The following is a 24,355-nucleotide window of genomic DNA, read 5'->3' as shown; positions in this document are numbered from 1 at the left end:
CGGGCAGAGATGTCCGGAACTTGGCCAGGACGACATCCCTGACCACTGAGGTCGTCACCGGCCCGGTCCCTTGCGGGGCCGGGCCGGTGGCGTCTTGCGGTGCATCCGTGACAGCTGTCCAGGGGTCGGTTTGAGCCACGCGAGTCCGGGCGCCGTGCTGGCTGACGTGTGAGCACCTGCTCATCTGCGTCGTGTCGGCGGGTGTCAGCGGGCGAAGAGGGAGATCAGCGCCCGTGCGACGTCGCGGTGGTCGCGCACCGGCCGCAGCCGTCCGCGGCCGAGTCGGGCCAGGTCCCGGGCGAGTTCGACGTCGTCCTCACCTGACGTGTCCAGCAGGACGTCGAGCCGCGGCAGGCGGGCAGCGGTCAGACGCGGGTCAGGACCGGCATTGTGCACGCAGTCGGACAGCAAAAGCACCCGCGCGTCCCGCGGGGATACGTTCGCCAGCTGGCGGCCTGCCACCTCCAGCGCGAACGCCACGTTGGTCAACCCGCGGGCGGGAACCCGCAGCAGCAGATCGAGCACCCGCAGGGGGGACACCGGCTCGCCGAGGCGCACCAGGACGGCGGCGTCGGACCAGAACGCCACGACGGCCAGCTGGTCGCGGTGCAGCTCACCGGCGAGCGCCCCGACGGTCGCCGCCGCCGTCCGGACGCGCTCACCCTTCATCGACCCGGAGACGTCCACGACCAGGACCACGGATCGGCGGGTCCGCTCCCGCTCGCGCACGGTGATGTCGTCGTCCTCCGGCATCGGGTTGCCGGCGAGGACGTCGAGGGTCCGGTCGAGGTCGATGTCGTCGGCGACCGCCCGGTACTGGACACTCTCCAGCTCGCCGATGCCGCGGCGGGCATGGGTGTCCCGCCGCGGGCGGGGCATGGCGAGCCGGGCCGCGATCTCCCGCGCGCGCTGCCGGGCCACCCGCTCGTCGACGTCCGTGACGTCCAGGTCGGCCAGTCCGATGACCCGCGCCGGCTCGTCGGTCGTTCCCGGCGCGCTGCCCCCGCGCTGCCGGGCCGGGGGCCCGCGCCGCCCGGGGTCGCGGGCGGAGAGCACCAGCCCGCCCCGACCGCTCGGGGCCGGGGTGAACAGCGAGGGCTCCTCGGTGAGCGGCTTGGGCTTGCGACGCAGCGGCCGCAGGGTCCGCGACCGGGACGTCCGCGAGTCGCGCGGCCGGCGCACCGGGGAGTCGGCCTCGATCTCCCTTCAACCGGGCTGGGCGGCCGCGGGGCTCAGCAGGAAGTGGTCGTCCCAGATCTGGCGGAGCACGTCCTCTGGCGTCTCCTCGATCGTCTCGTCGAGGTGGATCCTGCCGGACAGCGCCACGACCATCGCGTCGAGGACCAGGCCGGTGTACGCCTCGGGCAACCCGCGCGGAGGGTCGATCGACGAGTCGTCGGGCAGCTCGACGCCGCGCATCGTGGCCAGCTGTGCGGCGATGAGGGCCACGTCGATCGCGCCCCGTACGCTGCTGCCCTGCTGCACGTCCTCGCGCTCCCGGGTGGCCCGGGTGAGCGCGACCGCGTCCGCGACGAGGCGCGGCGACCGGATCCCCGTGCGCCGGACGACAATGCCGCGCTCGGCCTCGGCGTCCTGATAGTCGACCGACAGGCGGCACAGCCGGTCGTGCACGGACGTCGACAGCCGGGTCGTCCCGATGTTGTCGTAGGGGTTCATCGAGGCGATGACGCGGAACGTCGGCAGCGCCTCCACGGTGCCCACCCGCGGGACGGCGATCCGCCGCTCCGCCATCGCGGTGAGCAAGGTGTTCAGCGTGTCCTCGGGCGCCCGGTTGAACTCCTCGACGTACAGGAAGCCGCCGGACCGCATCGCCTTCACGAGCGGGCCCGCGACGAAGTTGTCCTCCGAGTAGTCCTCGCGCAGCACCCGCGCCGGGTTGTGGTGACCGACCAGACGGGACGGCGTCAGGTCGGCGTTGCCCTCGACGAACAGCAGCGGGATCCCCCACTCGGCGGTGATGGCGCGCAGCAGGGTCGACTTGGAGGTTCCCGGCGGCCCCTCGAGCAGCATGTCCCGGCCGGCCGCGACGGCGGCGAGCAACAGGTCGAGCTCGCGCCCCCGCCCGACCAGATGGCCGGCGATGCGCGCACGGGCGTCCCGGACGGAGTGTGCCTCGTCGCGGGTCACCCGGTTGCCGGAAAGTGCCGGGTCGGACAGCGGGGCGTCGGTGCTCAGGGCCGCCTCCCGGGGTGCGGCGGGTGAACGTGAACGGTCGCGGTCTGTCTACCGCCGGCGCGGGCCGTCCGCCACCACAGGGTTCACCCGCTGCGCACCCGGCACCCTTGACCCAGGATGTGACCCACGCCACTGTCGGGGGCCGGGCTCATCGAAGAGGCCGCCACCGAGGGGAGGCACGCGAAGTGGGACGAGTGCAGGGCAAGGTCGCTTTCATCACCGGAGCCGCACGCGGTCAGGGGCGTTCGCACGCAGTCCGCCTCGCCCAGGAGGGCGCCGACATCATCGCCGTCGACATCTGCGAGGACGTGCCCGGCGTCCCCTATCCGGGCGCCAGCCGGGCGGACCTGGACCAGACGGTGAAGGAGGTGGAGAGCCTCGACCGCCGGATCGTCGCCCAGCAGGCCGACGTCCGCGACCTCTCGGCGCTGCAGGCAGCCGTCGACGAGGGGATGTCCCAGTTCGGCCACATCGACATCGTCTGCGCGAACGCCGGCATCGCCACCTTCGGCGGTGCACTGGACCTCAGCGAGAACGACTGGCAGACGATGATCGACGTCAACCTCACCGGCGTGTGGAAGACGGTGAAGGCCGCCGCGCGCCCGATGGTGGAGCGCGGGGAAGGTGGCTCCATCATCCTGATCAGCTCCACCGCGGGTCTGGTGGCGTTCCCGAACCTGGCGCACTACGTCGCCGCCAAGCACGGCGTCACCGGGCTCATGCGGACGCTGGCGGTGGAGCTCGCGCCGGCACGGATCAGGGTGAACTCCGTGCACCCCACCACGGTGGACACCCCGATGGTGCAGAACCCGGCCATGTACGAGCTGTTCGGGATGCCGGGGGCCAGCCGCGACGAGGCCGCTCAGGGCTTCAAGGCGGTCAACGCGTTGCCTATCCCCTGGGTCGACGCCGTCGACATCAGCAACGCCGTCCTGTTCCTCGCTTCGGACGAGGCGCGCTATGTGACCGGCGTGACCCTCCAGGTCGACGCGGGAGGCACCGCGCCGTACAAGATCCCACCCGAGGCCTGACTCGCCCTGAGAGCTGCGCTCACCGGCTGGCCACGTGACCTATGGGCATCCGGATCGGCTCCCGGGACAATCCCTGGCCGTTGGACCGACATTGGATGGCCGTCGACAGCTGATGTAGTGGGCCAGGAGATGTCCGCGTGGCGCGGACAGCAATGTCCTGAGTTCGGACGGCAATGTCCCGGACTCGGCCAACAGGCACATTGACCGACTGACCTGGGGGCGGCGCTCGGCTCCATCAACGATGGGGGTCGAGTGCCGCCTCCCCAGGTGGCCAGGACGAGAACGTGCTGGCCGCGCTTCGCGCCGGCGCGGACGGCTTACTCAGCAAGGGAACCGGGCCGGCCGAGCTGACCGGCGCCATCACCCAGGTCGCCGTCGGTGCCCGCGCCCTGTCACCCGGCGCGGTCGCTGCGGTCGTCGACCATGTCGTGGATCAGCGGGTCATCGCCGTCGACCCGGCGCTGGCGGCCCGCTTCGCCGAGCTCACGCCCCGCGAGCGCGAGGTTGTCGGCGCAGTCGTCTACGGCCTGGACAACGCCCAGATCGCCGAGCGGTTCCACCTCTCCCCGCTCACCGTCAAGACCCACGCCAACCGGGCGATGAGCAAGGTCGGTGCCCGCGACCGCGCCCACCTGGTCACCCTCGCCATCCGCGCCGGTATCCACCCGCGGTAGCCGCCCGACCGGCCGCGTGGGACCCCTCAGCCCCGCCACGCACCCACGGCGCTCCGATGTGACGGCGCGGGCCACCGCTCACAGGGGCAGGGGCCGGTTCTCCACAACGCTCTTCATGATCAGCATCTGTCCGCAACTTCCCCTCGAATCGGCTCGGGGACACGCGCGCATGAAAACCCCGCGCCGCCGGAGCGGGCCTCGTCTGCTACCGCGACCGCCCCCGGGCAGACCGGCTTCGCAGGCGGTTGCCTCCGCCTCTTGACCCGGTGGGCAAACCGGCGAAACAGTCTCCTGAACCCGACGGGGCACTTCGCCAGGCGCTGCTGCATCCAGGAAGAGGCGCCCCTTCCCACCCCGGGCAGGTGCCCACGCGGCAGCACCTCATCCCCAGAGCCCGGAAGCCCCGTGGGATCACAAGGAGGTTCTGCCATGACCCTCGACGAGAACAAGCTCAACGAACTGCTCGGTCGCTTCGTCACCGACGTGGGTGGTAGCTATCACGCCTTGAATGCCGTCATAGGTGACCGGCTGGGCCTGTACCGGGCACTGCAGATGACCATGCCGGCCACCCCCGAGGAGGTGGCCGCCCACGCGCACGTCGCGGAGCGCTACGTGCGCGAGTGGCTGGCCGGCCAGGCTGCCGGCGGCTACGTCACCTACGACCCCACCAGCGACCGCTACTCGCTCACCGAGGAGCAGGCGTTCCTCCTCGCGGACACCAATGGGATGCAGGCGGCCTCGGCCTTCCACTGTCCGGTCGCGGTGGCCAAGAACATCGAGCGGATCACCGACGCGGTCCGCACCGGCGGCGGCTTCCCGTGGCACGAGCACGACCCTGCACTGTTCGAGGGCGTCGAGCGGTTCTTCCGCCCGGGCTACGCGATGTACCTGGTCTCCGCGTGGATCCCCGCCCTCGACGGCGTCGAGGGCAAGCTGACGGCCGGGGCCCGGGTGGCCGACGTCGGCTGCGGGCACGGGGCCTCGACCCTGCTCATGGGCGAGGCCTTCCCCGCCTCGGAGATCGTCGGCTTCGACTACCACCGCCCGTCGATCGACGTCGCTCGCAAGCGGGCCGTCGACGCCGGGCTCGCCAACCGGGTGTCCTTCGAGGTCGCCTCCGCTGCGGACTTCCCTGGCACGGACTACGACCTGGTGACGATCTTCGACGCTCTCCACGACATGCCCGACCCCCTGGGCGCGGCCAAGCACATCCGCGAGGTGCTCAAGGAGGACGGCACCTTCCTGCTCGTGGAGCCGATGGCCGGTGACCGGGTCGAGGACAACGTCAACCCGGTGGGACGGCTCTACTACGGGGCCTCCGTGGTCCTCTGCGTGGCGCACTCCATGTCGGCGGAGCCCCGGACCGCCCTCGGCGCGCAGGCTGGTGAGGCGAGGTTGACAGAACTCCTGCACGACGCCGGGTTCGGTGCTGTCCGGAGGGCCGCCGAGACGCCCTTCAACATCGTGCTCGAAGCCCGCATCTGACCCTGCCCGCCGAACGCGTACGTGTCAGTGAAGGCGTTCGTCCTGCCCCGCCCGGGCGCTCCCCTCTGGAGCCCCCAGGGGCGAATGGGGCGCCGGCGAGGCAGGCGGGACAGGATTGCGCCGCCGCCTCGCCGTCCTGCCCGTCATGGCCCGCACTTGGGATCGGCCGGCTGCGGATCCTCGCCGTCGACGTCGGTGAGCTCGGCTACATCGACTCCACCGGGCCGACCTTCCGGGTGCGGTGAGCTCAGGCGGCCCGGGCGGACGGGCGACCGGCCCGAATCCGGCGCATGACGTCCCGGTTTGAACGGGTCCTGGAGGTCACTGGACTGACTCCGCTGATCCAGCTGGACTGACCCCGCCGACCACCGAGCCTGGCCGGGCTCGGTGGTCGGTGGGGTCAGTCCTGCCGGCACTCGATCGCGTACATCGCGTCGTCGGCCTCGCGGATCACCCGCTCGTAGGCGTCCTCGGGGTCGGTGCCGCCGGGCCACGACCCCGATCGCGATTGCTCGCGCCCAGGCGAAGCTCGGGGCCGGAGGGGACACGCTGACCGGAGGCGCGGGCTGCGAGCAGTCGGTGGCGCTGATCGCCATACGGTTGCGTGCACAGGACGGCGCCGGCCGCCACAGGCAGCCCGGACCGGTCCTGTCGAACGTCCTGTCGGCCTGCTTCGTCCAGGAGCTGGTGGGCCCCCGACGGCGCCTTCAGCCGCTCTGCTTTCTCGGGTGCATCAGACGCTGCATCTGCGCCGCAGCCTGCCCCTTCTCCCTGCGTTCACTGCGCTTGGCCTTGAGCGCCTTCCCGGACTTCTTCGCGGAGTGAGCGTCGTGCGGTGACTTGTCGGTCATGGCGGTCTCCTCGGCAGGCAGCACACGCTACGCCGCGGGAGCCCTGAGCGAGCTCGTAGCGGTGGCGGCATGACCGCCGGCGCCGTCCGGGCCGTCGGCGCGGGCGTCACCGGCGTCCAGCCGGGTGACCGCGTGGTCACCGCTCTCCTGCCCGCGTGCGGGCATCGTCGCTGGTGCGCCTCCGACCGGTCCAACCTCCGCGACCTCGGCGCCACGATCGCCACCGGGCAGCTGCCCGACGGCAGCTACCCCCTTCACCCTGGACGGCGAGCCGCTGGGCGGCTTCTGCATCGTCGGGGCCTTCGCGGAGACCTCCCTGTTGTCCGAGCCCTCCTGCGTGGAGATCGACCCGCACCACCCGCTGGACGTCGCCGCCCTCATGGCCTGCAGCGTCCCGACCGGGTGGGGCTCGGCGGTCAACGCCGGCCCGGTGCGCCCCGGCGACGTCGTGGTGGTCGTGGGCACCGGCGGAGCGGGCTGCAACGCCGTGCAGGGCGCCGTGGGCGTCGGCGCCCAGCGCGTCATCGCCGTCGACCCTGTCGCCTACCGCCGCGAGCTCGCCCGAACCCTGGGCGCCACGCACGCCGTCGCGGGCAGCGGGGAGGCCGTGGCTCGGGCCGTAAGTCTCTCGCGGCACCGGCACCGGCACCGGCATCGACACGACCGGCATCACCGGCACCGAGATCATCGGCGGCGCCTACGCCTGTCTCGGCAAGGGCGGCACTCTCGTGCTCACCGGGCTGAGCGACCACACGACCGAGATGACGGTCGGCCTGCCCGGCACCATCACCACCCGGCGCGCCCGCCGGCCGGACGAGCCGGAGTGGTCAGAGGCGGTGCTTCTGCTTGCCCCAGCCGAGGGCCGCCGTGACCAGGAAGAAGACCAGGCCGACGACGGTGAGCCAGAACAGGCCCTCGACGACGGCGCCGAGGACGCTGATCGCCAGCCAGATCACCAGCAGGAGTCCGAGGAAGCGGAGCACGGTCATCTCCCGGGGTCATGGCGGACGCTGTCCACCCGACCCTAGGCCCTGACCCCGCCCGCGCCCACGGGCCCGACGACGGCGAGCCGGGCGACACCGCCGCTGGTTGGATCGGCGCCATGGCCTTCCGCGCGTCCGAGACCCGCTACGACTCCATGACCTACCGGCGCACCGGCCGCAGCGGCCTCGACCTGCCCGCGATCAGCCTGGGCCTCTGGCACAACTTCGGCGACGACGTCCCGTTCGACCGGCAGCGCGACATCCTGCGCCGCGCCTTCGACCTGGGCATCACGCACTTCGACCTGGCCAACAACTACGGGCCGCCCTACGGCGCGGCCGAGGCCAACTTCGGCCGGCACCTCGCCGACGACTTCGCGCCCTACCGCGACGAGCTGGTCATCTCCACCAAGGCCGGCTACGACATGTGGCCGGGGCCCTACGGCCAGGGCGGCGGATCACGCAAGTACCTGACGGCCAGCCTCGACCAGTCACTGCGCCGGATGGGCCTGGGCTACGTCGACGTCTTCTACTCGCACCGCCCCGACCCGACCACGCCGCTGGAGGAGACGATGGGCGCGCTGCACAGCGCCGTCCGCGCCGGCAAGGCGCTGTACGCCGGCATCTCCAGCTACGGGCCCGAGGACACTGCGCGGGCGGCGGAGATCCTCGCCGACCTCGGGACGCCGCTGCTGATCCACCAGCCCTCGTACTCGATGCTCAACCGCTGGATCGAGACCGAGGGCCTGCTCGACGTGCTCGAGGACGTCGGCGCCGGGTGCATCGCGTTCTCCCCGCTGGCCCAGGGGATGCTGACGACCAAGTACCTGGACGGGATCCCGGAGGGCTCCCGCGCCAGTCAGGGCAAGTCGCTGTCCACCGAGCTGCTCACCGACGAGGCGCTCGGCCACGTCCGCGCGCTGGACGACATCGCGCGGCAGCGGGGGCAGAGCCTGGCCCAGCTGGCGCTGTCCTGGGCGCTGCGCGACCAGCGGGTGACCACGGTGCTGATCGGCGCCAGCAGCGTCGGTCAGCTCGAGCAGAACGTCGCGGCCCTGGAGCACCTCACGTTCTCCGACGAGGAGCTCGCCGCCATCGACCGGCACGCCGTCGACGCCGGCATCGACATCTGGGCCGGACCCCGGAAGGGCTGAGCCGCGCCGGGGGTGCTGCGCTACGTCCAGCGGTTGACGAACTCGACCGTCGCGGCGTTGACCTCGCCGGGGTGGGAGGCGCTCAGGAAGTGCCGGCCGCCCTCGACGACGCGGAGCTCGGCGTGCTCGCTGTTGACGAAGCGCGTGATCTCGTCCTCGGCGTTGGCGACGGAGTAGACCGGGTCCGCGGTGCCGTGCATCCACAGCACCGGGCACCGCACGCCGTCCAGCCGGGCGTGCAGGCCGTCGCGGTCCCGCAGGTTGACGGTGCTGGTGCGCAGCCGCGCACGGCCGGCATCGCCGGTGTAGTTCTCCTGGTACGCCGCATGCCAGAACGAACGCTCCTCCGGCGGCACGTCGTCGCCGAAGCCCTCCGCCAGGACCGCGTCGACCAGCTCGGGCGGGATGACCCAGTCCTCGCCGACGCTCTCGGCGAGGGTGTCGATGGCCGGGGTGCAGAAGTCGATCCCGTCCCAGCACCCGAGGTCGCGGCTGCGCTGGCTCTCGGAGTCCATCGAGGTGCCGAGCGGGATGATGCCCGTGACGGTGCCCGGGGCGAGCATGGCCATGCGAGCGGCCACCCAGCCGCCCTGTGACGTGCCCAGGACGAAGGCCTCGCGGATGCCGAGCGCGTCGAGGACCTGCAGGTCGGCGACGGCCGAGTCCCAGTACGTGAACTGCTCGTACGTGGCGCGGGTCCGGCCGTGGCCGTACGGCTCGAGTGCGAGCAGGTTGACAGTGGCGGCGAGCGCCTCGTCCGCGAACTGGGGCCGGTACAGGTCGACGGAGGTGGTGAACGAGTTGACCATCACCACCGTCGGGAGCGAGGCGTCGTAGGGCCCGCCGAACCGGTACCCGATGGTCGAGGTGCCCAGGTGCGGCACCGTGATCGTCTCTGCGCTGCTCATGATCTCCCCTGGTGTCAGGGATCGGCCCACGGCAGGTGGGCAGGCCGGATGGCCCGGCCATCGTGGCCTCACGCTCCGGACCGGTCAACCGCCCCGTCGCGCCCGTGGAGGGGCGGGGTCAGTGGGGGCGGTCGGCGGTGCCGTCCGCGTCGCGGCCGACACCCGGGTCCAGCGTGCGTTGCGCGATCGGCTCGGGTCCCTCGTCGAGCACCTCCGACGGCACCCCGACCGCCGCGGTCGACGACTCGGGGGACGGCTCGGGTACCGGCTCCGACGTCCGGGCCGCGAGCCGCTCCGGCTCCGGGATCTCCACCGGGCCCGGTTTGTCGTCGGGCTCGTCGGCGCCGCGCGCGGCCACCGCCGCACCCACGGCCGCGGCGCCCGCGGCCACCGCCGCGACCCCGGCCGCGACCGCGGTGCCCGACACACCGGCCTTGCCGCTGTCCCCGCGCGAGGAGGTCGCGTCCTCCACACCCGGCGTCCCGACACCGGCGCCGGCGTTGATCGAGCCGCGCCACACTCCGGTGGGGTAGCCCTCGTCCTCGACCAGCGCCTTGAACCGCTCCAGGTCCGAGCGCACCTGCCGCTCGACGACGCCGAGCGCGTCCCCGACCCGCTCGACGACGCCCTCGGGCTCGTACTCCAGCGTCAGGTGGACCACCGTGGAGTTCGGCCCGGCCGCCTCGAAGCGGACGGCCCCGGCGTTGGTCGCGCCACTCGTCGCGGCCCAGGCGATCCGCGCGTCGGGTACCTGCTCGAGGATCCGGGCGTCCCACTCCCGCCGGACGCCGCCGATCTCCGCCACCCAGTGCAGCCGGCGGTCGTCGAGCTGGCGGACCTCGGCGACCCCGCCCATGAAGTGCGGGAAGTCCTCGAACTGCGTCCACTGCCCGTAGGCGGTGCGCAGCGGGACGTCCACCTGGATGGAGCGCTCGACCCTCGTCGTCACGGGACCCCCTCGTCGCAGACCTGGACGCTGGATACCCCGTCCGCTCGCGCTGATGCGCGGGTCAGCGGCGGCGGCCCACCACCACGGCCGCGACGACCACGCCACCGAGCACCGCCAGCTGCACGATCGGCGCCGTGAGCGGCGCGACCAGCAGCAGCCCGGCTCCCGCGGCGGCCCCGGCCACGAGGCCCACGATGATCTCCACGCTGGACCGCACCTCGCGCGCCCGTCCCGCCACGATCCGCATGACGACGGTGGTCAGGGTGCCGGTCAGGTAGGTCGTGGACATGCCCGAGATGCCGAACCGCTGCACGGTGCTGCTCTGCACGCCGAGCGCCGCGGCCATCGCGAAGAGCAGGACCTGGGTGACCACCGGCCCGGGCTCCGCGCCGGTGACCCACCAGCCGACCGCGTAGCCGGCGAGCAGGACGAACTCGACGGCCAGGCCGACGGTCACCGGCCGCGGCCACACCGCGTCGTCCGGCCGGGGGAGGCCGGCCAACCGGGCGCCGAGGGCGCAGCCGGCGCAGAACGCGAGGATCGCGCCGCCGGAGGCGATGGCGAGGGCGCCGTCGGCGGAGCTGGCCGAGACGCCGAGGATGACCAGGTTGCCGGTCATGACGCTGGTGAAGGCGCCGCCGAGGGCGAGCAGGCCGATCGCGTCGGTCGCGCCGCTGACGACGGCCAGCGCCACCACGAGGGCCTGGCGCAACCCGGGGCGGACACCCCCGGTCGGGCGGAGTGGCGGAGCGGACGACGTCGTGGTGACGGCAGCGGACACGACGCTTGAGTCTCCGGGCGGTCGCCGTCACTCGCCTTGGTCGAACTGCCCACGGAACCGTGGCATCCATGTGCACTGTGACCCTCATGCCGAGGGGTGTGTCGCTCCTAACTTCGTCCTCACACAGCCACCGCTGGAGACCGACCGGAGAAGGCGAATCCCATGACCCAGATGCTCGACCGCACCGAGCTGCTCAGCCCCGAGGACTTCCGCGTCGCCCTGCAGGACGCCATCAAGGGCCGCGAGGCCAAGAACGCCTCCTTCAGCAAGGCGTGGGCCGACGGAAAGCTGGAGCGCCACCACTTCGCCCGCTGGGCGGAGAACCACTACACCTACGTCGGGCCGTTCGCCGACTACCTCGGCTACATCTACGGCAACACCCCCGACCACATGACCGACGCCAAGGACTTCCTCCTCCAGAACATGTACGAGGAGGAGCTGGCCGACATCCGCCACACCGACCTGCTGATCCGCTTCGGGGAGGCCTGCGGCACCACCCGCGAGGCCATCGAGGACCCCAACACGGCCAACGCCGTCACCCGGGGCCTGCAGGCGTGGTGCTACGCCACCGCCATGCGTGAGCACTACGTCGTCGCCACCGCCGCGCTCGTCGTGGGCCTGAAGTCGCAGGTCCCGAGCATCTACAAGAAGCAGATCGTGCCGCTGCGCGAGGTCTACGGCTTCACCGAGGACGAGATCGAGTTCTTCGACCTCCACATCACCTCCGACGAGGTGCACGGTGAGCGCGGCTTCCAGATCGTGCTCGAGGGCGCGACCACCCCCGAGCTGCAGCAGCGCTGCCTGCAGTTCGTCCGGTGGGGCGCCGAGATGCGCTACGCGTACACCCGGTCCCTCTACGACACCTACGTCGCCGAGGACCTCGGCGCCGCCTGACCGGCTGCGCACAGGACCGGGGTGCGGGCGGTTCCCGCCGGCACCCCGGTCCCGCTCCCGGCGCCGTCCCGCGCCCGTCCCCAGAACGTCCCGCCGGCCCGTACCGGCGTCCCTGCACCACCTCGACCGGAGGCCCTCCCGTGAGCCAGCCCGCGAGCCCCGCGACCGTTCCCGCTCCCACTGCCGGTGAGTGGGTGCACGTGGCCGAGATGAAGGACCTCACCCGCCGCAAGCGCAAGCAGGTCACCGTCGGCGGCTGCCCGATCGCCCTGTTCCTCGTCGACGACGAGGTGTTCGCGATGGACGACGTGTGCGTCCACAAGGAGCGGTTCCTGACCAAGGGCACCGTCCTCAACGGCCAGGTCATCTGCCCCGGCCACCAGTGGCGGTTCGACCCGCGCACCGGTGAGGCCGAGGACCAGGAGGGTCGCCAGGCCACCTACGCCGTGCAGGTCACCGACGAGGGCGCGATCCTCCTCGACCCCGAGCCCGCCACCCCCCGGCGCGAGAGCGCGCCCGACGCTCCCGCCTGAGGTGCACCCCATGACTGCTGAACAGACCCTCGTCGTCGTCGGCGCCGGCCACGTCGCCGCCGCCACCGCCAAGGCGCTGCGCCGCCGCGGTTTCGCCGGCCCCGTCGTCGTCCTCGGCGAGGAGCCGGTCGGCCCCTACCAGCGCCCCATGCTCTCCAAGGAGCGGCTGACGAGCCCCGGCGACGCCGGCCTGTGGCTGCTCGACCCCGCCTGGTGCGCCGCCAACGACGTCGAGATCCGCACCGGCAGCCCGGTCGAGCGGATCAGCGCCGCCACCGGCGAGGTGCTGCTCACCGACGGCCGCGCCGTCCGCGCCGACCTGGTCGTGCTGGCCACCGGCGGCCGCCCGCGGCAGCTGCCCGGCCTCGACGGCGACCGCGTGCACACCCTGCGCTCGCTCGCCGACAGCGACCGGCTGCGCGACCGGCTCGTCCCGGGCCGCCGCATCGGCGTGCTGGGCGGCGGCTTCCTCGGCACCGAGGTCGCCGCGGCCGCCCGCAGCCGCGGCGCCGACGTGGTCGTCCTCGACCGCGACCCGGTGCTGCTCAGCCGCGTCCTCGGCGCCGGCATCGGCCGCGCGCTCACCGACCTGCACGCCCGGCGCGGGGTGGAGTTCCGGCTCGGGCAGCCGATCGAGGGCGTCACCGCCCGCCCCGACGGCGTCTCCCTCACCCTGCCGACCGGCACCGAGACCGTCGACGACCTCGTCGTCTGCATCGGCATCGACCCCAACATCGAGGTCGCGCTCGCCTCCGGCCTGGCCGTCGGCAACGGCGTCGAGGTCGACGCGCACGGCCGCACCAGCATCCCCACCGTCTTCGCCGCCGGTGACGTCGCCGCCCACGACCACCCCCGCTACGGCCGGGTCCGGGTCGAGCACGCCGACGTCGCCCAGCAGCAGGCCGCCGCGATCGGCTCCACCCTCGCCGGCCGGCCCAAGGTCTTCGCCGACCCGCACTGGTTCTGGACCGACCAGTACGACGTCAACGTGCAGGGCCTGGGCCTCGGCGGCATCCGCCCCGGCGACGAGGTCGTCGTCCGCGGCGACGTCGCCGGCCTCGACGGCAGCGTCTTCTGGCTGCGCGACGGCGTGGTCGTCGCCGCGGCCGCCGTCGAGCGCGGCGAGGACGTCTCCGTCGCCCGCGAGCTGGTCGACCTCGCCGTCCCCGTGGACGCCGAGCGGCTGGCCGACGAGTCCGTCGAGCTCGAGGAGCTCCTGGAGTTCGAGGAGGTGCCGGTCTGATGGACCCCCGCACCGTGCGCAACCTGATCGACGGCCAGTGGGTCGAGTCGGTCACCGGCCGGGCCCGCGAGCGCCGCGACCCCGGCGACGACCGCCAGGTGGTCAGCGTCCACCCCGAGTCCGACGCCAAGGACGCCGACGCCGCGGTCTCCGCGGTCCTCGCCGGCTGGTCGCAGTGGGCGGACACCGCCCCGGAGAAGCGCGGCCGGGCGCTGGAGAAGGCCGCCGACGTGCTGGAGTCCCAGCGCGACACCCTCGTCGAGGAGCTGGTCCGCGAGGAGGGCAAGACCCGCGCCGAGGCCACCATGGAGGTCTCCCGCACCCCGCTGAACCTGCGCTTCTACGCCGGGGAGGCGCTGCGGACCGCCGGGCAGACCCTGCCCACCGGCGACGGCAGCCTGGTGTTCACCAGCCGGTCCCCGGTGGGCGTGGTCGCCGCGATCACGCCGTGGAACTTCCCGCTCAACATCCCGTCCCGCAAGCTCGGCCCGGCCCTGGCCGCAGGCAACGGCGTCGTCTTCAAGCCCAGCGAGGTCACCCCGCTGCTCGGTCAGCGCCTGGTCGACGCGCTCCTCGAGGGCGGGGTGCCGGCCGGCGCGCTCGCCGTCCTCCACGGCGGGGCGGAGGTGTCGCAGGCGCTGGTCGCCGACGACCGGGTGGGCGCGATCACCTTCACCGGCTCGACCGCGGTGGGGGAGTCGATCCACCGGGTGGTGCGGGCCAGCCAGCGCACCCAGCTGGAGATGGGCGGCAAGAACCCCGTCGTCGTCCTGGAGGACGCCGACCTCGACCGCGCCGCGACCCTCATCGCCAAGGGCGCGTTCGGTCTGTCCGGCCAGGCCTGCACCGGCACCAGCCGGGTACTGGTCCACGATGCGGTGCACGACGCGCTGCTGGAGCGGGTCGCTGCCAAGGCGGCCGCGCTGCGGCTCGGGCACGGCCTGGAATCCGGCGTGGACGTCGGCCCGCAGGCCACCGCCCGGCAGAAGGAGTCGGTGCTGGGCCACGTCCGCCGGGCCCTGGACGACGGTGCCCGGCTGGTCGTCGGCGGCCCCGGCGACCCCGGCGAGGACGACCCCGCCCTCGCGCACGGCCACTTCGTGCGGCCCACGGTCTTCGCCGATGTCGACCCCGGCTCCGCGCTCGCCACCGAGGAGGTCTTCGGCCCGGTGCTGGCGTTCCTGCGGGTCGGCTCGTTCGACGAGGCGATCGAACTCGCCGGCGCCACCCGCTACGGGCTCTCGGCGGCGATCGTCACCGCCGACGTCGGCCGCGCCCTCCGGTTCGCCCGGGAGGTCCCCGCCGGCCTCGTGAAGATCAACCAGACCACCACCGGACAGGCCATGAACGCACCGTTCGGCGGCCTCAAGGACAGCAGCACGCAGACCTCGAAGGAACAGGCAGGAGAAGCGATGATGGCCTTCTACACGGTCGACAAGACCGTCTACCTGAGCGCATGACCGAGAACCGGCCCGTCGCGGCCACCGACGAGGAACTGGCGGCGGCCAGCACCGAGTGCGCCTTCGTGCGGATCTGTCGCGCCGGGCAGGTGCCCAACGGCTACGTGCGCCGCTTCTACGCCGAGACCGAGCACGGCCAGCTGGAGCTGGCGCTGGCCCGGCTGGACGGCAAGGCCTACGCGACCAGCAACTACTGCACCCACCTGGACTGCCTGCTCAGCTCCGGCAAGCTGCAGGACGACGGCATCCGCTGTTCCTGCCACAACAGCGTCTTCGAGCTGGAGACCGGCCAGCCGATCCAGCCCCCGGCCACCGAGCCCATCCGCACCTACCCGGTGCGCGAGGAGGACGGCCAGGTGCTCGTCGGCATCTCCGAGCGCGACGTCCTGGAGGGCGGCCCGCGGCGTCGCCGGCCACCGGCGGCGGACTAGTGGCCGGCGCGGGGGGCACCTGGTCGCCGGAGGACGAGGCCGGGCGCGGGCCGACGATCGCCGCGGGCGGCATGGTCACCAGCAGCTCGCCGGTGGCCAGCCAGCTCGGCGCCCGCGTCCTGGCCGACGGTGGCACGGCGGTGGACGCGGCGCTGGCGATGACCGCGATGGCCTGGCTGTCCCTGCCCGGGCAGTGCGGCATCGGGGGTGACGCCTTCGCCGTCGTTCGCGAGCCCGACGGCCGGGTGTGGACGGTCAACGGCAGCGGTTACGGCCCGGACGGCGCCACCGCCGAGGGCTACCTCGACGAGGGGCTGACCGCGCTGCCGATGGGCGGCGCCCGCGCCGTCTCCACCCCCGGCGCGATGGCCGCGCTGCACACCCTGCACGCCCGCGGCGGCACCCGGTCGCTGGCCGAGCTGTGGGCGCCGGTCGTCACCGCCGCCCGGGCCGGCCTGCCGTGCACGGTGAAGAACCGGGCCGACATCGCCGAGCACGCCGGCTCCCTGGCCGCCGACGAGGGGCTGGCCCGGTGGCTGCTCCCCTCGGGGCGGGTGCCGGAGGTCGGTGACCGGCTGCCGGCGTTCGAGCTCGCCGACAGCATCGAGGCGCTCGCCATCGACCCCCTCGCGCTGTACTCCGGATCGCTGGCGGAGCAGGCCGTCGCCCTGCTGCGCGCCGGCGGGGCGCCGTTCTCCGGCGACGAGTGGGCGCTGGGCGCGGACGCGCCGGCCGAGCCGTCGATCACCGCCCGCTACGGCGACCTCGTGCTCCACCAGACGCCACCGCCCTCCCCGGGCTGGATGGTGCTGCAGCAGGCCGGCCTGCTCGACGGACAGCTGCTCGACCTGCCCACCCTCGGCGCCGACGCCGTCCACCTGATGGCGCTGGCGGCCCGGCGGGCGTTCCGGGACCGCTACGAGTCCTGCGCCGCCGACACCGACACCTGGCGCACGCTGCTCACCGCCGACGCGCTCGCGGCCGCCCGCGCCGGACTGGAGCACCAGCCGCTGGTCGCCGGTGGCGTCGGCATGGCCGGGGACACCACCAGCTGCGTCGCCGTGGACGCCGAGGGGCGGGCGGTCAGCGCGATCTCGTCGCTGGCGTTCACCTTCGGCGCCCGCATCGCGATCCCGGGCACCGGCATCGCGCTCAACAACCGGCTCGGCCGCGGCGCTTACCTCGTGCCCGGGCACCCGAACGCGCTGGCCCCCCGGCGCAAGCCGCTGCACACCCTCAACGCCTGGGTGCTCACCGACGGGTCGGGCCGGCTGCGGCACGTGGGCAACACCCCGGGCGGCGACGGCCAGGTGCAGTGGAACACCCAGGTCATCTCGCACCTGGTCGACGGCGGCCTCGACCCGCAGGCCGCGGTCGCCGCGCCGCGGTTCACCGTGCACCCGGGCAGCGACGCCGATGCCCTCGGCGCCCCGGAGACGCTGCAGTGCGAGACCCGGCTGGGCGCGGACACGCTGGCCGGGCTGGCCGACCGCGGCCACGACGTCCGACCGTGCGGGGCGTGGGGCGCGGGTGGCAGCGCGCTGGTGGTCTCGGTCGACGAGTCCCGCGGCGTGCTGGCCGGCGGTGCCGACCCGCGGCAGGACGGGGTGGCGCTCGGTGTCTGACGACAGCCGCGGGAGCATCGCAGCGAGCGCCAGCGAGCGAGGAGCGGACCGGGGCGCGGAGGCAGACCGGCGGACACCGTCTGACCGGGCGCGCACGGCCGTCCCGCCGCAAGGGGACTACGTGCCGGCCGTCGTCCACGGCGACCTCGTGTGGACAGCCGGGATGACCCCCCGCCGCGCCGGCGAGCTGGTCGTGCGCGGCGTGGTCGGGGCCGACGTCGACCTCGCCACCGCCCGCGAGGCCGCGGGCCTGGCCATCGGCAACGCGCTGACCGCGATCGCCGAGACCGTCGGCGACCTCGGTGGGGTGCGGGCGCTCAAGCTCACCGTCTTCGTCGCCGCCGTCGACGGCTTCACCCAGCACCCGGCGGTCGCCGACGGTGCCTCGGCGGTGCTGCGGGAGCGGCTGGGGGAGCGGGGCATCGTGGCCCGCAGCGCGGTGGGCGTCCGCACGCTGCCCTCGGGCGCCCCCGTCGAGGTGGAGCTCGTCGCCGCCGTCGGCGCCTCGGCCTGACCCCAGCTCCGAGACGATGCACGGGAAATGCCCCATCCGGACGTCCGGATGGGGCGTTCCCCGTGCAACCGCCGCTCAGACCAGCGCCGGGTCCTGCGCTCCTCAGACGAGCGCCGGGTCCTGCGCTGTTCAGACGAGCGCCGAGTCCTGCGCTCCTCAGACGAGCGCCGAGTCCTGCGCTGTTCAGACCAGCGCCGGGTCCTGCGTCACGTGCTCGGCGAAGGCCTCCAGCGCCGCCGCGCCCACCGCCTTGTCCTGCTCGCCGTTACCGCCGCTCACGCCGACGCCGCCGACGATCTGGCCCTCGTGCACGATCGGGAAGCCGCCGACGAAGATCGCGAACTTGCCCGGGAGCATGTGCGCGATGCCGAAGGCCTCGTTGCCCGGCAGCGCCGGGCCGTTCGGGGGCTCGTTGAACAGGTGCGTGGCCCGCTCGTGGCCGGCGGCGGTGAACGCCTTGGCCATGGAGATCTCCACGCCCGTCAGGCGGGCACCGGGCAGCCGGTGCAGCGCCAGCACGTTGCCGCCGTCGTCGCAGACGCAGATCGTCTGCTTGACGCCGATCTCCTCGGCCTTCGCGCGGGCGGCGGCCAGCATCGGCAGGGCGTCATCGAGGGTGATGCGGAAGACCTGGTGCACGGGGTTCTCCTCCTCCGGCGCGGGGACCGGGTCGACGGCTGCCGTCCCCCGCGGAAGTGGGGGCGGCGTGGATCCACCCTCCGCGCTGGACGGACGCCCCGACAATGGTGAGACTGCCGTGACAACTCGGTGCGACCTTGTGCACTCTGACCGAAGGGATCCGTGGTGCCGCACCCCCACTCCGACGACGCGCTGACCCTCGCCCGGCTGCTGCAGGAGCCGGCGCTGCGCCGGGCGCGCATCCACGCCGGGCGCACGGGGGCGGTCACCCGGCTGGACTGGGTGACCCCCTGGGCGGTCGCGCTCAGCCAGGAGGAGCCGCTCACCGGGGTGCTCGTGCACGCCCACGCCGCGGACCTGGCCGCCTCCGGCTCGTCCCTGGCCGACGCCGCCGGGAGGCTGGCCGAGCTCGGGGCGGCGGCGCTGCTGGTCGACGGGCACGCCGCCGACCCGGGGGACGCGGCGGCCGCGGCCCGGCTGCCCCTGGCGACCATGGCCGACGCGGTGCCCTTCGCCGTCCTCAACCGACTGGTCGCCGACCTCACCCTGGCCCGCGAGACGCACGTCCTCCGGTACGGGCTGGCCGTGCACCGCGCGCTGGCCGAGCTGCTCTACCGCGGCGCGGAGCTGTCGGCGCTGTGCAGCCAGATGGCGCGGATGTCGCAGCGGCCGGTCGCCGTCTTCGACACCCAGGGCCACCTGGCCGCCCTGGAACAGCGGCAGCCCCGCACCGTGGAGGCCCCCGACCTCGTCGCGGCCTTCCGTGCGCAGGCCGAGGCGCTGGGTGCCACCGGCGAGCCGACCGAGCTGCACCCGAGGCTGGCGCCGTTCACCCTCGGCGCGCGTGAGCTGTCGTGCGTGCTGACCCCGATCGTGCTCGGTGGCCGGCACGACGGCTGGATCCTGCTGCTCGAGGAGACCGACGACCCGCACCCGCACGACCTCGCCGAGCACCGGGTCCTCGTCGAGCAGGCCGCGCCGATCATCGGCACCGAGATGCTGCGGCTGCGCAGCGTGCAGCGGGCCCAGGAGCAGGCCCGCGGCGACTTCGTCCACGGCCTGCTGCACGGCCGGTTCGGCACCGTCGAGGACATCAGCGCCCGCGCCACGCACTACGGCTTCCCGGTGCGGTCCTGGTTCGGTGTCATCGTGGCCTCGGGGGTCGCCACCCCGGCCGACGTCGACGCGCCGGGCCGGCTGCAGGCCCTGGCCACCCAGGCGGCGCGGTTGCTGCCCGAGCAGGAGCGGCACACGCAGGCGGCCATGGTCGGCGATGTGCTCGTGGTGGTCCGGGAGGCGGCCCGCCGCGGCTCCATGAGCACCCCCGACGCCGCGATGGACGTCGTCGCGGAGTACGCGACCGCGCTGCACCGGTGGCTCGGCGGCCGCAAGGACCAGGGCGGGCGCCCGGTGCGCGTGGCCTACGGGCGCCCGGTGGTCGGCGCGCTGGCCATCCCCGACAGCTACCGCGAGGCGCGGCTGGCCCACGGGCTGCAGGGACGGCTCGGGCTGCGGCCGGTCTGCGGCTACCAGGAGCTGCGGGTGCACGCCGTCCTGGAGGACGTCGCGGCCAGCCGCACCGGGCGCTCCTTCGCCTCCGACGTCCTGGCGCCGCTGCGGGACGCCAGCGCCGGTGAGCTGGAGGCGACCGTGCTGGCCTACGTCTCCGCCGGCGGGAACGTGAACGCCGCCTCGCGCGACCTGCACATCCACCGGAACACGATGCTCTACAAGCTCGACCGGGCCTCCCGGCTGCTCGGCATGGACCTGCGGCAGGCGGAGAACCAGTTCACCGTGTGGCTGGCGCACACCCTCGACCTGCTGGCCGACACCAGCGCCGAGGTCGACCGGGTGGTCGGCCCGGAGTGAGCGCCGCGCTCACCGGTCCTCGACGAGCGCGGCCAGCCGGTCCAGCGACAGCCGCCAGCCCGTCTCGTTGTCCTCGGGGGAGACGGCGTCGGGCAACCCCTCGTGGACGGCGACCAGCTCGGTGCCCCCGTCGGCGTCCCGCAGCGTGATCGTGATCGTCATCTCGCCCTGCAGTGCGGGGTCTGCCGTCTCGAACTCGTCGGCCTCGACGACGAGCTCGTCCGGCACCAGCCGCACGAACCGGCCGCGGTAGGTGTCGGTGTGCGCGGTCGTCTTGCCGACGGGCCCGGGTGCGTCGTAGGTGAGCGAGATGCGGAAGGTGCCGCCCTCGGCGCCGGTGAACTCGTGGACGGTGGAGGTCATGTCCGGGGGCACCTTCCACCGGGCGACGGCGTCGGCGTCGACGAGCGCGCGGTAGACGGCGGGACGCGGTGCGTGCAGGAGGCGGATGACCCGGGTCGTGCCCACGGCCGTCATCGTGCCCGTCCGGACCGACCGGTGGTGACCGATCTGACCGCCCGGCCCCGCGGGGCTGTGAGAACCTCGGGGTGGGTCCGCACCGGACTCCCGGACGAGCGACGCCGTACCCGGACAGCGACAAGACGGCGTTCCAGGAGTTGCCCCGTGTACTGGCTCGTCCTCGTCCTCTCCGGCGTCCTCGAAGCCGTCTGGGCCACCGCGCTCGGCCGGTCGGAGGGCTTCACCCGGCTGGTCCCCAGCGTCGTGTTCGTTGTCGCCCTGGCCGCCAGCATGGGCGGTCTGGCCTACGCGATGCGCGGCCTGCCGATCGGCACGGCGTACGCCGTCTGGGTGGGCATCGGCGCCGCCCTGACCGCGGGCTACGCCATGTGGTCGGGGCAGGAGCCCGTGTCGGTGGTCCGGGTGCTGCTCCTGGCGGGCGTCGTGGGCTGCGTGATCGGCCTCAAGGTCACCCACTAGCACCACGCCGGGCCGGCACCGTGCGGCGCCGGCCCGGGGATCCCCCGCTAGGGACCGCCCGCTCCTGCGGGCGCAGGGGCCGGTGAGGGAGTCCGCAGGTGGTGGTCGGTGCGTGCCTGGTACCGGGCGGCGACCCCCAGCACCGTCGGGACGTCGCGGCCGACGACCTGCACCCCGATCGGCCGGCCGTCGGCGGTGGCGCCGCACGGCACGCTCACGACGGCGAACCCGCACCAGCTGAACGGCCCGCACAGCCGCATGAGCGTGCCCACGACCGGCGAACGTCCGGCGTCGCCCGGCCGGAACGCGCACTCCTCGATCGTCGGCGCGGCGACGGCCGTGGTCGGCAGGACCAGCGCGTCGACGTCCTCGAGTGCCGCGCGCAGCAGGCCCTCCAGGCGTTCGAGCTCCCGGACGGCGGCCTCGCGCTCGTGCCGCGTGATCCGCTCCGCCAGGGTGAGGTAGGAGGCCACCTCCTCCCCGTAGTGCTCCCGGCGGGCGGGGTACCAGCCCGCACCGCGGTGGACGGCGAGGAAGTCCGACAGCACGTAGACGGTCCGGGGCGCACTCCACTCCGGGAACGGCGGGACGTCCACCGGCACGGGGACGGCGCCCTCCGCGACGAGGACCCCCACCGCCGACTCGACCGCCGCCAGGACCTCGGCGTCGACGTCCCCGAGCGCCGCGGGCGGCACGGTGCCCAGCCGCAGGCCGGCGACCGACGGGATCAGCGGGCAGGGGGCCTGCCCGAGCACCGCGAAGAGGAGGGCGAGGTCCTCGGCGTCCCCAGCGATCGGACCACAGGTGTCCAGCTTCGGGGAGAACGGCAGGCACCCGCCGGTGGGGACGTCGGCCGGCCGGGGCCGCAGGCCGGACACCCCGCACAGTGCCGCGGGGACGCGGATCGACCCCCCGGTGTCGCTGCCCAGCGCGGCCGGGACCTGCCCGGAGGCCACCGCCGCCGCGGAGCCGCCGCTGGAGCCGCCGGGGATCCGGGTGGGGTCCCACGGGTTGCGTGTGGGCGGGGTGGTGACACCGTGGGCGAACTCGTGGGTCGTCGTCTTGCCGAGCACGAGCGCGCCCGCCGCGCGCAGCCGGTGCACCGCCGGGGCGTCGCGCGTCGCCGGGGCGTCCTCGGTCACCAGCGAACCGCCGCGGGTGGGGTGGCCGCGCACGTCGATGAGGTCCTTGACCGCGATCGGCACGCCGTGCAGCGGCCCCCGGAACCGCCCGTGTGCCGCCTCCTCGGTGAGGGCCGCGGCCTCCGCCCGCACCTGGTCCCCGTCGATCGAGACGAACGCCCGGACGACCGGGTCGACGGCCCGGACCCGGTCCAGCGACGCCTCGAGCACCTCCAGCGGCGAGCGCCGCCCGGAACGGACGTCGGCGGCGGTGCCGCGCACCGTCGTCCGGCTCACCAGATCACCGCGGCGACGACGACGCTGAGGACCAGGCCGGTCACGACCGGGATGAAGAGCTTCCTCGCCAGCGTGGTGACCGGGACCCCGGTGAGGCCGGCGACGGCGATCAACGAGGACCAGATGATCAGCGTGCCGCCGCCGGTCCAGCCCGCCGCGTTCTGCGCGATGGCCGCGAGGGTCGCGGTGTCCCCACCGGAGGAGGAGGCGAACGCGTCGGCCATGGAACCGGTGAAGGGCAGCCCGGCCCAGCCGGAGCCGTCCAGGCCGATGAGCATGCCGGCGATCAGCATCGCGAACATGACGACCACGGAGTTGTCCGGGATGAACCGCTCTCCGCTGGAGATGACGTCGAACAGGAAGCCCGGCGCCGCGGCGTCCTCGGGCAGCAGCATGATGCGGCCGGCGAAGTCGGAGATGCCCACGAGCACGAACCCGGCCACCGGGATCACCACCCCCATGGCGCGGAAGGCGAAGACCAGGCCGTCGACGAAGTGCTCACCGGCCCGCTCGAGACCGTTGCCACCGGAGGAGGTCGTGACGCCCAGCATGAGCAGGAGGGCCAGTCCACCGACCAGGGCGGCGCCCCAGCCGGCCTCGACCTCGGGCACCAGATCGGTGGCCTTGCCGAGGAGCAGGTAGGCCACCAGCACGGCGAACGCGAGCGGGACGGCGATCGCGTAGAGGCGGGCGTGCCGGGTCCGCAGCGGCGCGGCGGTCCCGCCGTCGTCCCCGGTGGCGAGGGAGCCGCTGTCGCCGGTCGGCCCGTGCCCGTTGCCGACGTGCCCGTCGCCTCCGGCGGGGCCGTGCCCGTTGCCCGAGCCGTTCCCGCTGACCGGGCCGTGCCCGTTGCCCGAGCCGTTGCCCGTGCCGTTGCCGCCGACGACGTCGGTCGCGGTGGCCGTGCCGCCGGAGCGAACCCGCAGCGGCTCGCCCTTGGTCGTGAGCGCGGCCCCGACGGTCGCCGGGATGTCCGCGAGGCTGACCCGCCGGGCCGTCAGCGTCGCCAGGCCGCCGTCCCGCGCGGTACCGGAGCCGGGCAGCACGTCGCTGCGCGAGCCGCGACGCACGTGCATGAACCAGGTCATCGTGATGGCCACACCGCCGACGACCAGGCTCAGGACCAGCGCCCGGTCGGCGATCTCCCCGGCCGGGACCCCGGCGCCACCCGCCGAGAGGCTCGGGGCGACACCGATGACGTAGTCGGAGGCGAGCGCCATGCCCTGACCGGCGATGGCGATGGCCATGGCCGCGCCCAGCGGGGAGAGCCCGGCCGCGATCGCCGCAGGCAGGAGCGTGGCGGCGACCAGGGCGAGCGTCGGCGTGGGCCAGAAGACGAGCGAGAGCAGGTAGGTGACCACGAACAGGGCGATGTAGGAGACGGGCCCGTTCTTCATGAGCCGGGCCAGCGGCGCGATCATGCGCCGATCGGCTCCGACCGCCCGCAGGGCGCCCAGCAGGGCGGTGACGACGGTGAGCACCAGGAAGATGCTCAGCAGCTCGGTGGTCGCGACCATGCTCGCGCTGAAGACCGAGCCCAGGCCGTTGAGGAAGTCCCCGGTGAACAGCCAGGTCGTCACGAACGTCGCGATGATCGCCGGGACGACCACGTTCTTCCGCATCAGCATCACGGCGATCAGTGACGCGACTCCTGCCACGTAGACCCAGTGAGCGGCCGTCAACTGCATGGTGCCTCCCGATTCGTGCACGGGGCTCGGCCGCCGGAGCTGGTGGTCGACCGGGCCGGACAGTGGGACGGGCGGGCCCCCCGTGACCCCGGG

The 24,355-nt window shown here is 73.8% G+C and carries 25 protein-coding genes and 1 riboswitch; of the genes, 14 read left to right on the top strand and 11 right to left on the bottom strand.

The genetic code is table 11. From position 1 onward, the window contains the following. Positions 1–204: 204 nt before the first annotated feature. Together CRP39_RS18290 and CRP39_RS18285 are read right to left on the bottom strand one after the other, a co-directional pair. Positions 205–1,182: a vWA domain-containing protein gene (locus CRP39_RS18290; protein ID WP_245853953.1), complete on the bottom strand. Its 978-nt coding sequence runs from the start codon at positions 1,180–1,182 to the stop codon at positions 205–207. Between the two features lie 24 nt (positions 1,183–1,206). Further along, positions 1,207–2,148 carry an AAA family ATPase gene (locus CRP39_RS18285; RefSeq protein ID WP_216359804.1) on the bottom strand — a complete coding sequence of 314 codons (942 nt, stop codon included), beginning with the start codon at positions 2,146–2,148 and terminating at the stop codon, positions 1,207–1,209. A 233-nt stretch (positions 2,149–2,381) separates the two neighbouring features. Here CRP39_RS18285 and CRP39_RS18280 point away from each other — a divergent pair, with 233 nt between their 5' ends. The 3 genes from CRP39_RS18280 (at position 2,382) to CRP39_RS18270 (ending at position 5,386) form a co-directional block, all read left to right on the top strand. Next, entirely contained in the window at positions 2,382–3,227 is an 846-nt protein-coding gene (locus CRP39_RS18280; RefSeq protein WP_097207794.1) for a mycofactocin-coupled SDR family oxidoreductase, read from the top strand. 284 nt (positions 3,228–3,511) lie between these two features. Then, positions 3,512–3,901 carry a response regulator transcription factor gene (locus CRP39_RS18275; RefSeq protein ID WP_097207793.1) on the top strand — a complete coding sequence of 130 codons (390 nt, stop codon included), beginning with the start codon at positions 3,512–3,514 and terminating at the stop codon, positions 3,899–3,901. Between the two features lie 429 nt (positions 3,902–4,330). Next, complete coding sequence (locus CRP39_RS18270; RefSeq protein ID WP_097207792.1) at positions 4,331–5,386, top strand: class I SAM-dependent methyltransferase; 1,056 nt, start codon at positions 4,331–4,333, stop codon at positions 5,384–5,386. Positions 5,387–6,093: 707 nt separating this feature from the next. Here CRP39_RS18270 and CRP39_RS26965 read toward each other — a convergent pair. Then, positions 6,094–6,237, bottom strand: coding sequence for a hypothetical protein (locus CRP39_RS26965; RefSeq protein WP_172442507.1), 144 nt, complete (start codon positions 6,235–6,237; stop codon positions 6,094–6,096). A gap of 69 nt (positions 6,238–6,306) precedes the next feature. On the opposite strand from CRP39_RS26965, the gene CRP39_RS18260 reads away from it, so the two are divergent. Further along, complete coding sequence (locus CRP39_RS18260; RefSeq protein WP_245853952.1) at positions 6,307–6,981, top strand: alcohol dehydrogenase catalytic domain-containing protein; 675 nt, start codon at positions 6,307–6,309, stop codon at positions 6,979–6,981. Positions 6,982–7,064: 83 nt separating this feature from the next. Here CRP39_RS18260 and CRP39_RS26960 read toward each other — a convergent pair whose 3' ends face one another. Then, positions 7,065–7,226: a hypothetical protein gene (locus CRP39_RS26960; RefSeq protein WP_172442512.1), complete on the bottom strand. Its 162-nt coding sequence runs from the start codon at positions 7,224–7,226 to the stop codon at positions 7,065–7,067. 113 nt (positions 7,227–7,339) lie between these two features. Here CRP39_RS26960 and mgrA point away from each other — a divergent pair, with 113 nt between their 5' ends. Next, positions 7,340–8,371, top strand: coding sequence for an L-glyceraldehyde 3-phosphate reductase (gene mgrA / locus CRP39_RS18255; protein ID WP_097207875.1), 1,032 nt, complete (start codon positions 7,340–7,342; stop codon positions 8,369–8,371). A gap of 20 nt (positions 8,372–8,391) precedes the next feature. Here mgrA and CRP39_RS18250 read toward each other — a convergent pair whose 3' ends face one another. The 3 genes from CRP39_RS18250 to CRP39_RS18240 all read right to left on the bottom strand — a co-directional run bounded on the left by CRP39_RS18250 (position 8,392) and on the right by CRP39_RS18240 (position 11,009). Continuing rightward, the gene (locus CRP39_RS18250) at positions 8,392–9,279 is read right to left on the bottom strand and encodes an alpha/beta fold hydrolase (RefSeq protein WP_097207790.1); all 888 of its coding nucleotides are present in this window, start codon (positions 9,277–9,279) and stop codon (positions 8,392–8,394) included. 118 nt (positions 9,280–9,397) lie between these two features. Next, positions 9,398–10,228, bottom strand: a complete 831-nt coding sequence (locus CRP39_RS18245) for an SRPBCC family protein (RefSeq protein WP_097207789.1) — start codon at positions 10,226–10,228, stop codon at positions 9,398–9,400. A gap of 61 nt (positions 10,229–10,289) precedes the next feature. Then, a complete protein-coding gene (locus tag CRP39_RS18240; RefSeq protein ID WP_097207788.1) occupies positions 10,290–11,009 on the bottom strand; it encodes a DUF1275 family protein in 720 nt (239 codons plus the stop codon). A gap of 162 nt (positions 11,010–11,171) precedes the next feature. On the opposite strand from CRP39_RS18240, the gene CRP39_RS18235 reads away from it, so the two are divergent. From CRP39_RS18235 to CRP39_RS28110, 7 genes are all read left to right on the top strand, one after another. Next, a complete protein-coding gene (locus tag CRP39_RS18235; protein WP_216359803.1) occupies positions 11,172–11,903 on the top strand; it encodes an iron-containing redox enzyme family protein in 732 nt (243 codons plus the stop codon). 140 nt (positions 11,904–12,043) lie between these two features. Beyond that, a complete protein-coding gene (locus CRP39_RS18230; RefSeq protein ID WP_216359802.1) occupies positions 12,044–12,436 on the top strand; it encodes a Rieske (2Fe-2S) protein in 393 nt (130 codons plus the stop codon). Positions 12,437–12,446: 10 nt separating this feature from the next. Next, positions 12,447–13,679: an NAD(P)/FAD-dependent oxidoreductase gene (locus CRP39_RS18225; protein WP_097207787.1), complete on the top strand. Its 1,233-nt coding sequence runs from the start codon at positions 12,447–12,449 to the stop codon at positions 13,677–13,679. Continuing rightward, a complete protein-coding gene (locus CRP39_RS18220) occupies positions 13,679–15,139 on the top strand; it encodes an aldehyde dehydrogenase family protein (protein WP_097207786.1) in 1,461 nt (486 codons plus the stop codon). Before CRP39_RS18225 ends, CRP39_RS18220 begins: the two co-directional genes overlap by 1 nt. Then, entirely contained in the window at positions 15,136–15,570 is a 435-nt protein-coding gene (locus CRP39_RS18215) for a Rieske (2Fe-2S) protein (RefSeq protein ID WP_097207785.1), read from the top strand. The genes CRP39_RS18220 and CRP39_RS18215 overlap by 4 nt, the downstream gene beginning before the upstream one ends. Further along, entirely contained in the window at positions 15,570–17,195 is a 1,626-nt protein-coding gene (locus CRP39_RS18210; protein ID WP_216359801.1) for a gamma-glutamyltransferase family protein, read from the top strand. The genes CRP39_RS18215 and CRP39_RS18210 overlap by 1 nt, the downstream gene beginning before the upstream one ends. Continuing rightward, the gene (locus CRP39_RS28110; RefSeq protein WP_281253791.1) at positions 17,101–17,709 is read left to right on the top strand and encodes a RidA family protein; all 609 of its coding nucleotides are present in this window, start codon (positions 17,101–17,103) and stop codon (positions 17,707–17,709) included. Before CRP39_RS18210 ends, CRP39_RS28110 begins: the two co-directional genes overlap by 95 nt. A gap of 183 nt (positions 17,710–17,892) precedes the next feature. Here the strand turns inward: CRP39_RS28110 and CRP39_RS18200 are convergent, their stop codons facing one another. Next, positions 17,893–18,348, bottom strand: coding sequence for a GlcG/HbpS family heme-binding protein (locus CRP39_RS18200; protein ID WP_097207784.1), 456 nt, complete (start codon positions 18,346–18,348; stop codon positions 17,893–17,895). Positions 18,349–18,513: 165 nt separating this feature from the next. On the opposite strand from CRP39_RS18200, the gene CRP39_RS18195 reads away from it, so the two are divergent. Next, the gene (locus CRP39_RS18195; RefSeq protein WP_097207783.1) at positions 18,514–20,217 is read left to right on the top strand and encodes a PucR family transcriptional regulator; all 1,704 of its coding nucleotides are present in this window, start codon (positions 18,514–18,516) and stop codon (positions 20,215–20,217) included. A gap of 9 nt (positions 20,218–20,226) precedes the next feature. Here CRP39_RS18195 and CRP39_RS18190 read toward each other — a convergent pair whose 3' ends face one another. Next, positions 20,227–20,694 (bottom strand): SRPBCC family protein, encoded by a 468-nt coding sequence (locus CRP39_RS18190; protein WP_097207782.1) that lies wholly within the window; start codon positions 20,692–20,694, stop codon positions 20,227–20,229. A gap of 70 nt (positions 20,695–20,764) precedes the next feature. Further along, positions 20,765–20,829: riboswitch (guanidine-III (ykkC-III) riboswitch) on the top strand. Between the two features lie 12 nt (positions 20,830–20,841). Here CRP39_RS18190 and CRP39_RS18185 point away from each other — a divergent pair. Beyond that, entirely contained in the window at positions 20,842–21,156 is a 315-nt protein-coding gene (locus CRP39_RS18185) for a DMT family transporter (RefSeq protein WP_097207781.1), read from the top strand. A gap of 47 nt (positions 21,157–21,203) precedes the next feature. Here the strand turns inward: CRP39_RS18185 and CRP39_RS18180 are convergent, their stop codons facing one another. After that, a complete protein-coding gene (locus tag CRP39_RS18180; protein WP_172442506.1) occupies positions 21,204–22,574 on the bottom strand; it encodes an amidase in 1,371 nt (456 codons plus the stop codon). Further along, entirely contained in the window at positions 22,571–24,262 is a 1,692-nt protein-coding gene (locus CRP39_RS18175; RefSeq protein ID WP_097207779.1) for a permease, read from the bottom strand. The genes CRP39_RS18180 and CRP39_RS18175 overlap by 4 nt, the downstream gene beginning before the upstream one ends. Positions 24,263–24,355 lie beyond the last annotated feature (93 nt).

Source organism: Geodermatophilus sabuli, from assembly GCF_900215145.1.
Taxonomy (GTDB): domain Bacteria; phylum Actinomycetota; class Actinomycetes; order Mycobacteriales; family Geodermatophilaceae; genus Geodermatophilus; species Geodermatophilus sabuli.
This window is presented reverse-complemented; position numbering and strand designations above follow the sequence as displayed.

What these genes read in the sequence shown, in the direction of transcription:
- CRP39_RS26960 (WP_172442512.1), bottom strand. Translation starts at nt 7,226, where the DNA reads ATGACCGTGCTCCGCTTCCTCGGACTCCTGCTGGTGATCTGGCTGGCG.
- mgrA (WP_097207875.1), top strand. Translation starts at nt 7,340, where the DNA reads ATGGCCTTCCGCGCGTCCGAGACCCGCTACGACTCCATGACCTACCGG.
- CRP39_RS26965 (WP_172442507.1), bottom strand. Translation starts at nt 6,237, where the DNA reads ATGACCGACAAGTCACCGCACGACGCTCACTCCGCGAAGAAGTCCGGG.
- CRP39_RS18220 (WP_097207786.1), top strand. Translation starts at nt 13,679, where the DNA reads ATGGACCCCCGCACCGTGCGCAACCTGATCGACGGCCAGTGGGTCGAG.
- CRP39_RS18215 (WP_097207785.1), top strand. Translation starts at nt 15,136, where the DNA reads ATGACCGAGAACCGGCCCGTCGCGGCCACCGACGAGGAACTGGCGGCG.
- CRP39_RS18175 (WP_097207779.1), bottom strand. Translation starts at nt 24,262, where the DNA reads ATGCAGTTGACGGCCGCTCACTGGGTCTACGTGGCAGGAGTCGCGTCA.
- CRP39_RS18190 (WP_097207782.1), bottom strand. Translation starts at nt 20,694, where the DNA reads ATGACGGCCGTGGGCACGACCCGGGTCATCCGCCTCCTGCACGCACCG.
- CRP39_RS18225 (WP_097207787.1), top strand. Translation starts at nt 12,447, where the DNA reads ATGACTGCTGAACAGACCCTCGTCGTCGTCGGCGCCGGCCACGTCGCC.
- CRP39_RS18250 (WP_097207790.1), bottom strand. Translation starts at nt 9,279, where the DNA reads ATGAGCAGCGCAGAGACGATCACGGTGCCGCACCTGGGCACCTCGACC.
- CRP39_RS18270 (WP_097207792.1), top strand. Translation starts at nt 4,331, where the DNA reads ATGACCCTCGACGAGAACAAGCTCAACGAACTGCTCGGTCGCTTCGTC.
- CRP39_RS18260 (WP_245853952.1), top strand. Translation starts at nt 6,307, where the DNA reads ATGACCGCCGGCGCCGTCCGGGCCGTCGGCGCGGGCGTCACCGGCGTC.
- CRP39_RS18235 (WP_216359803.1), top strand. Translation starts at nt 11,172, where the DNA reads ATGACCCAGATGCTCGACCGCACCGAGCTGCTCAGCCCCGAGGACTTC.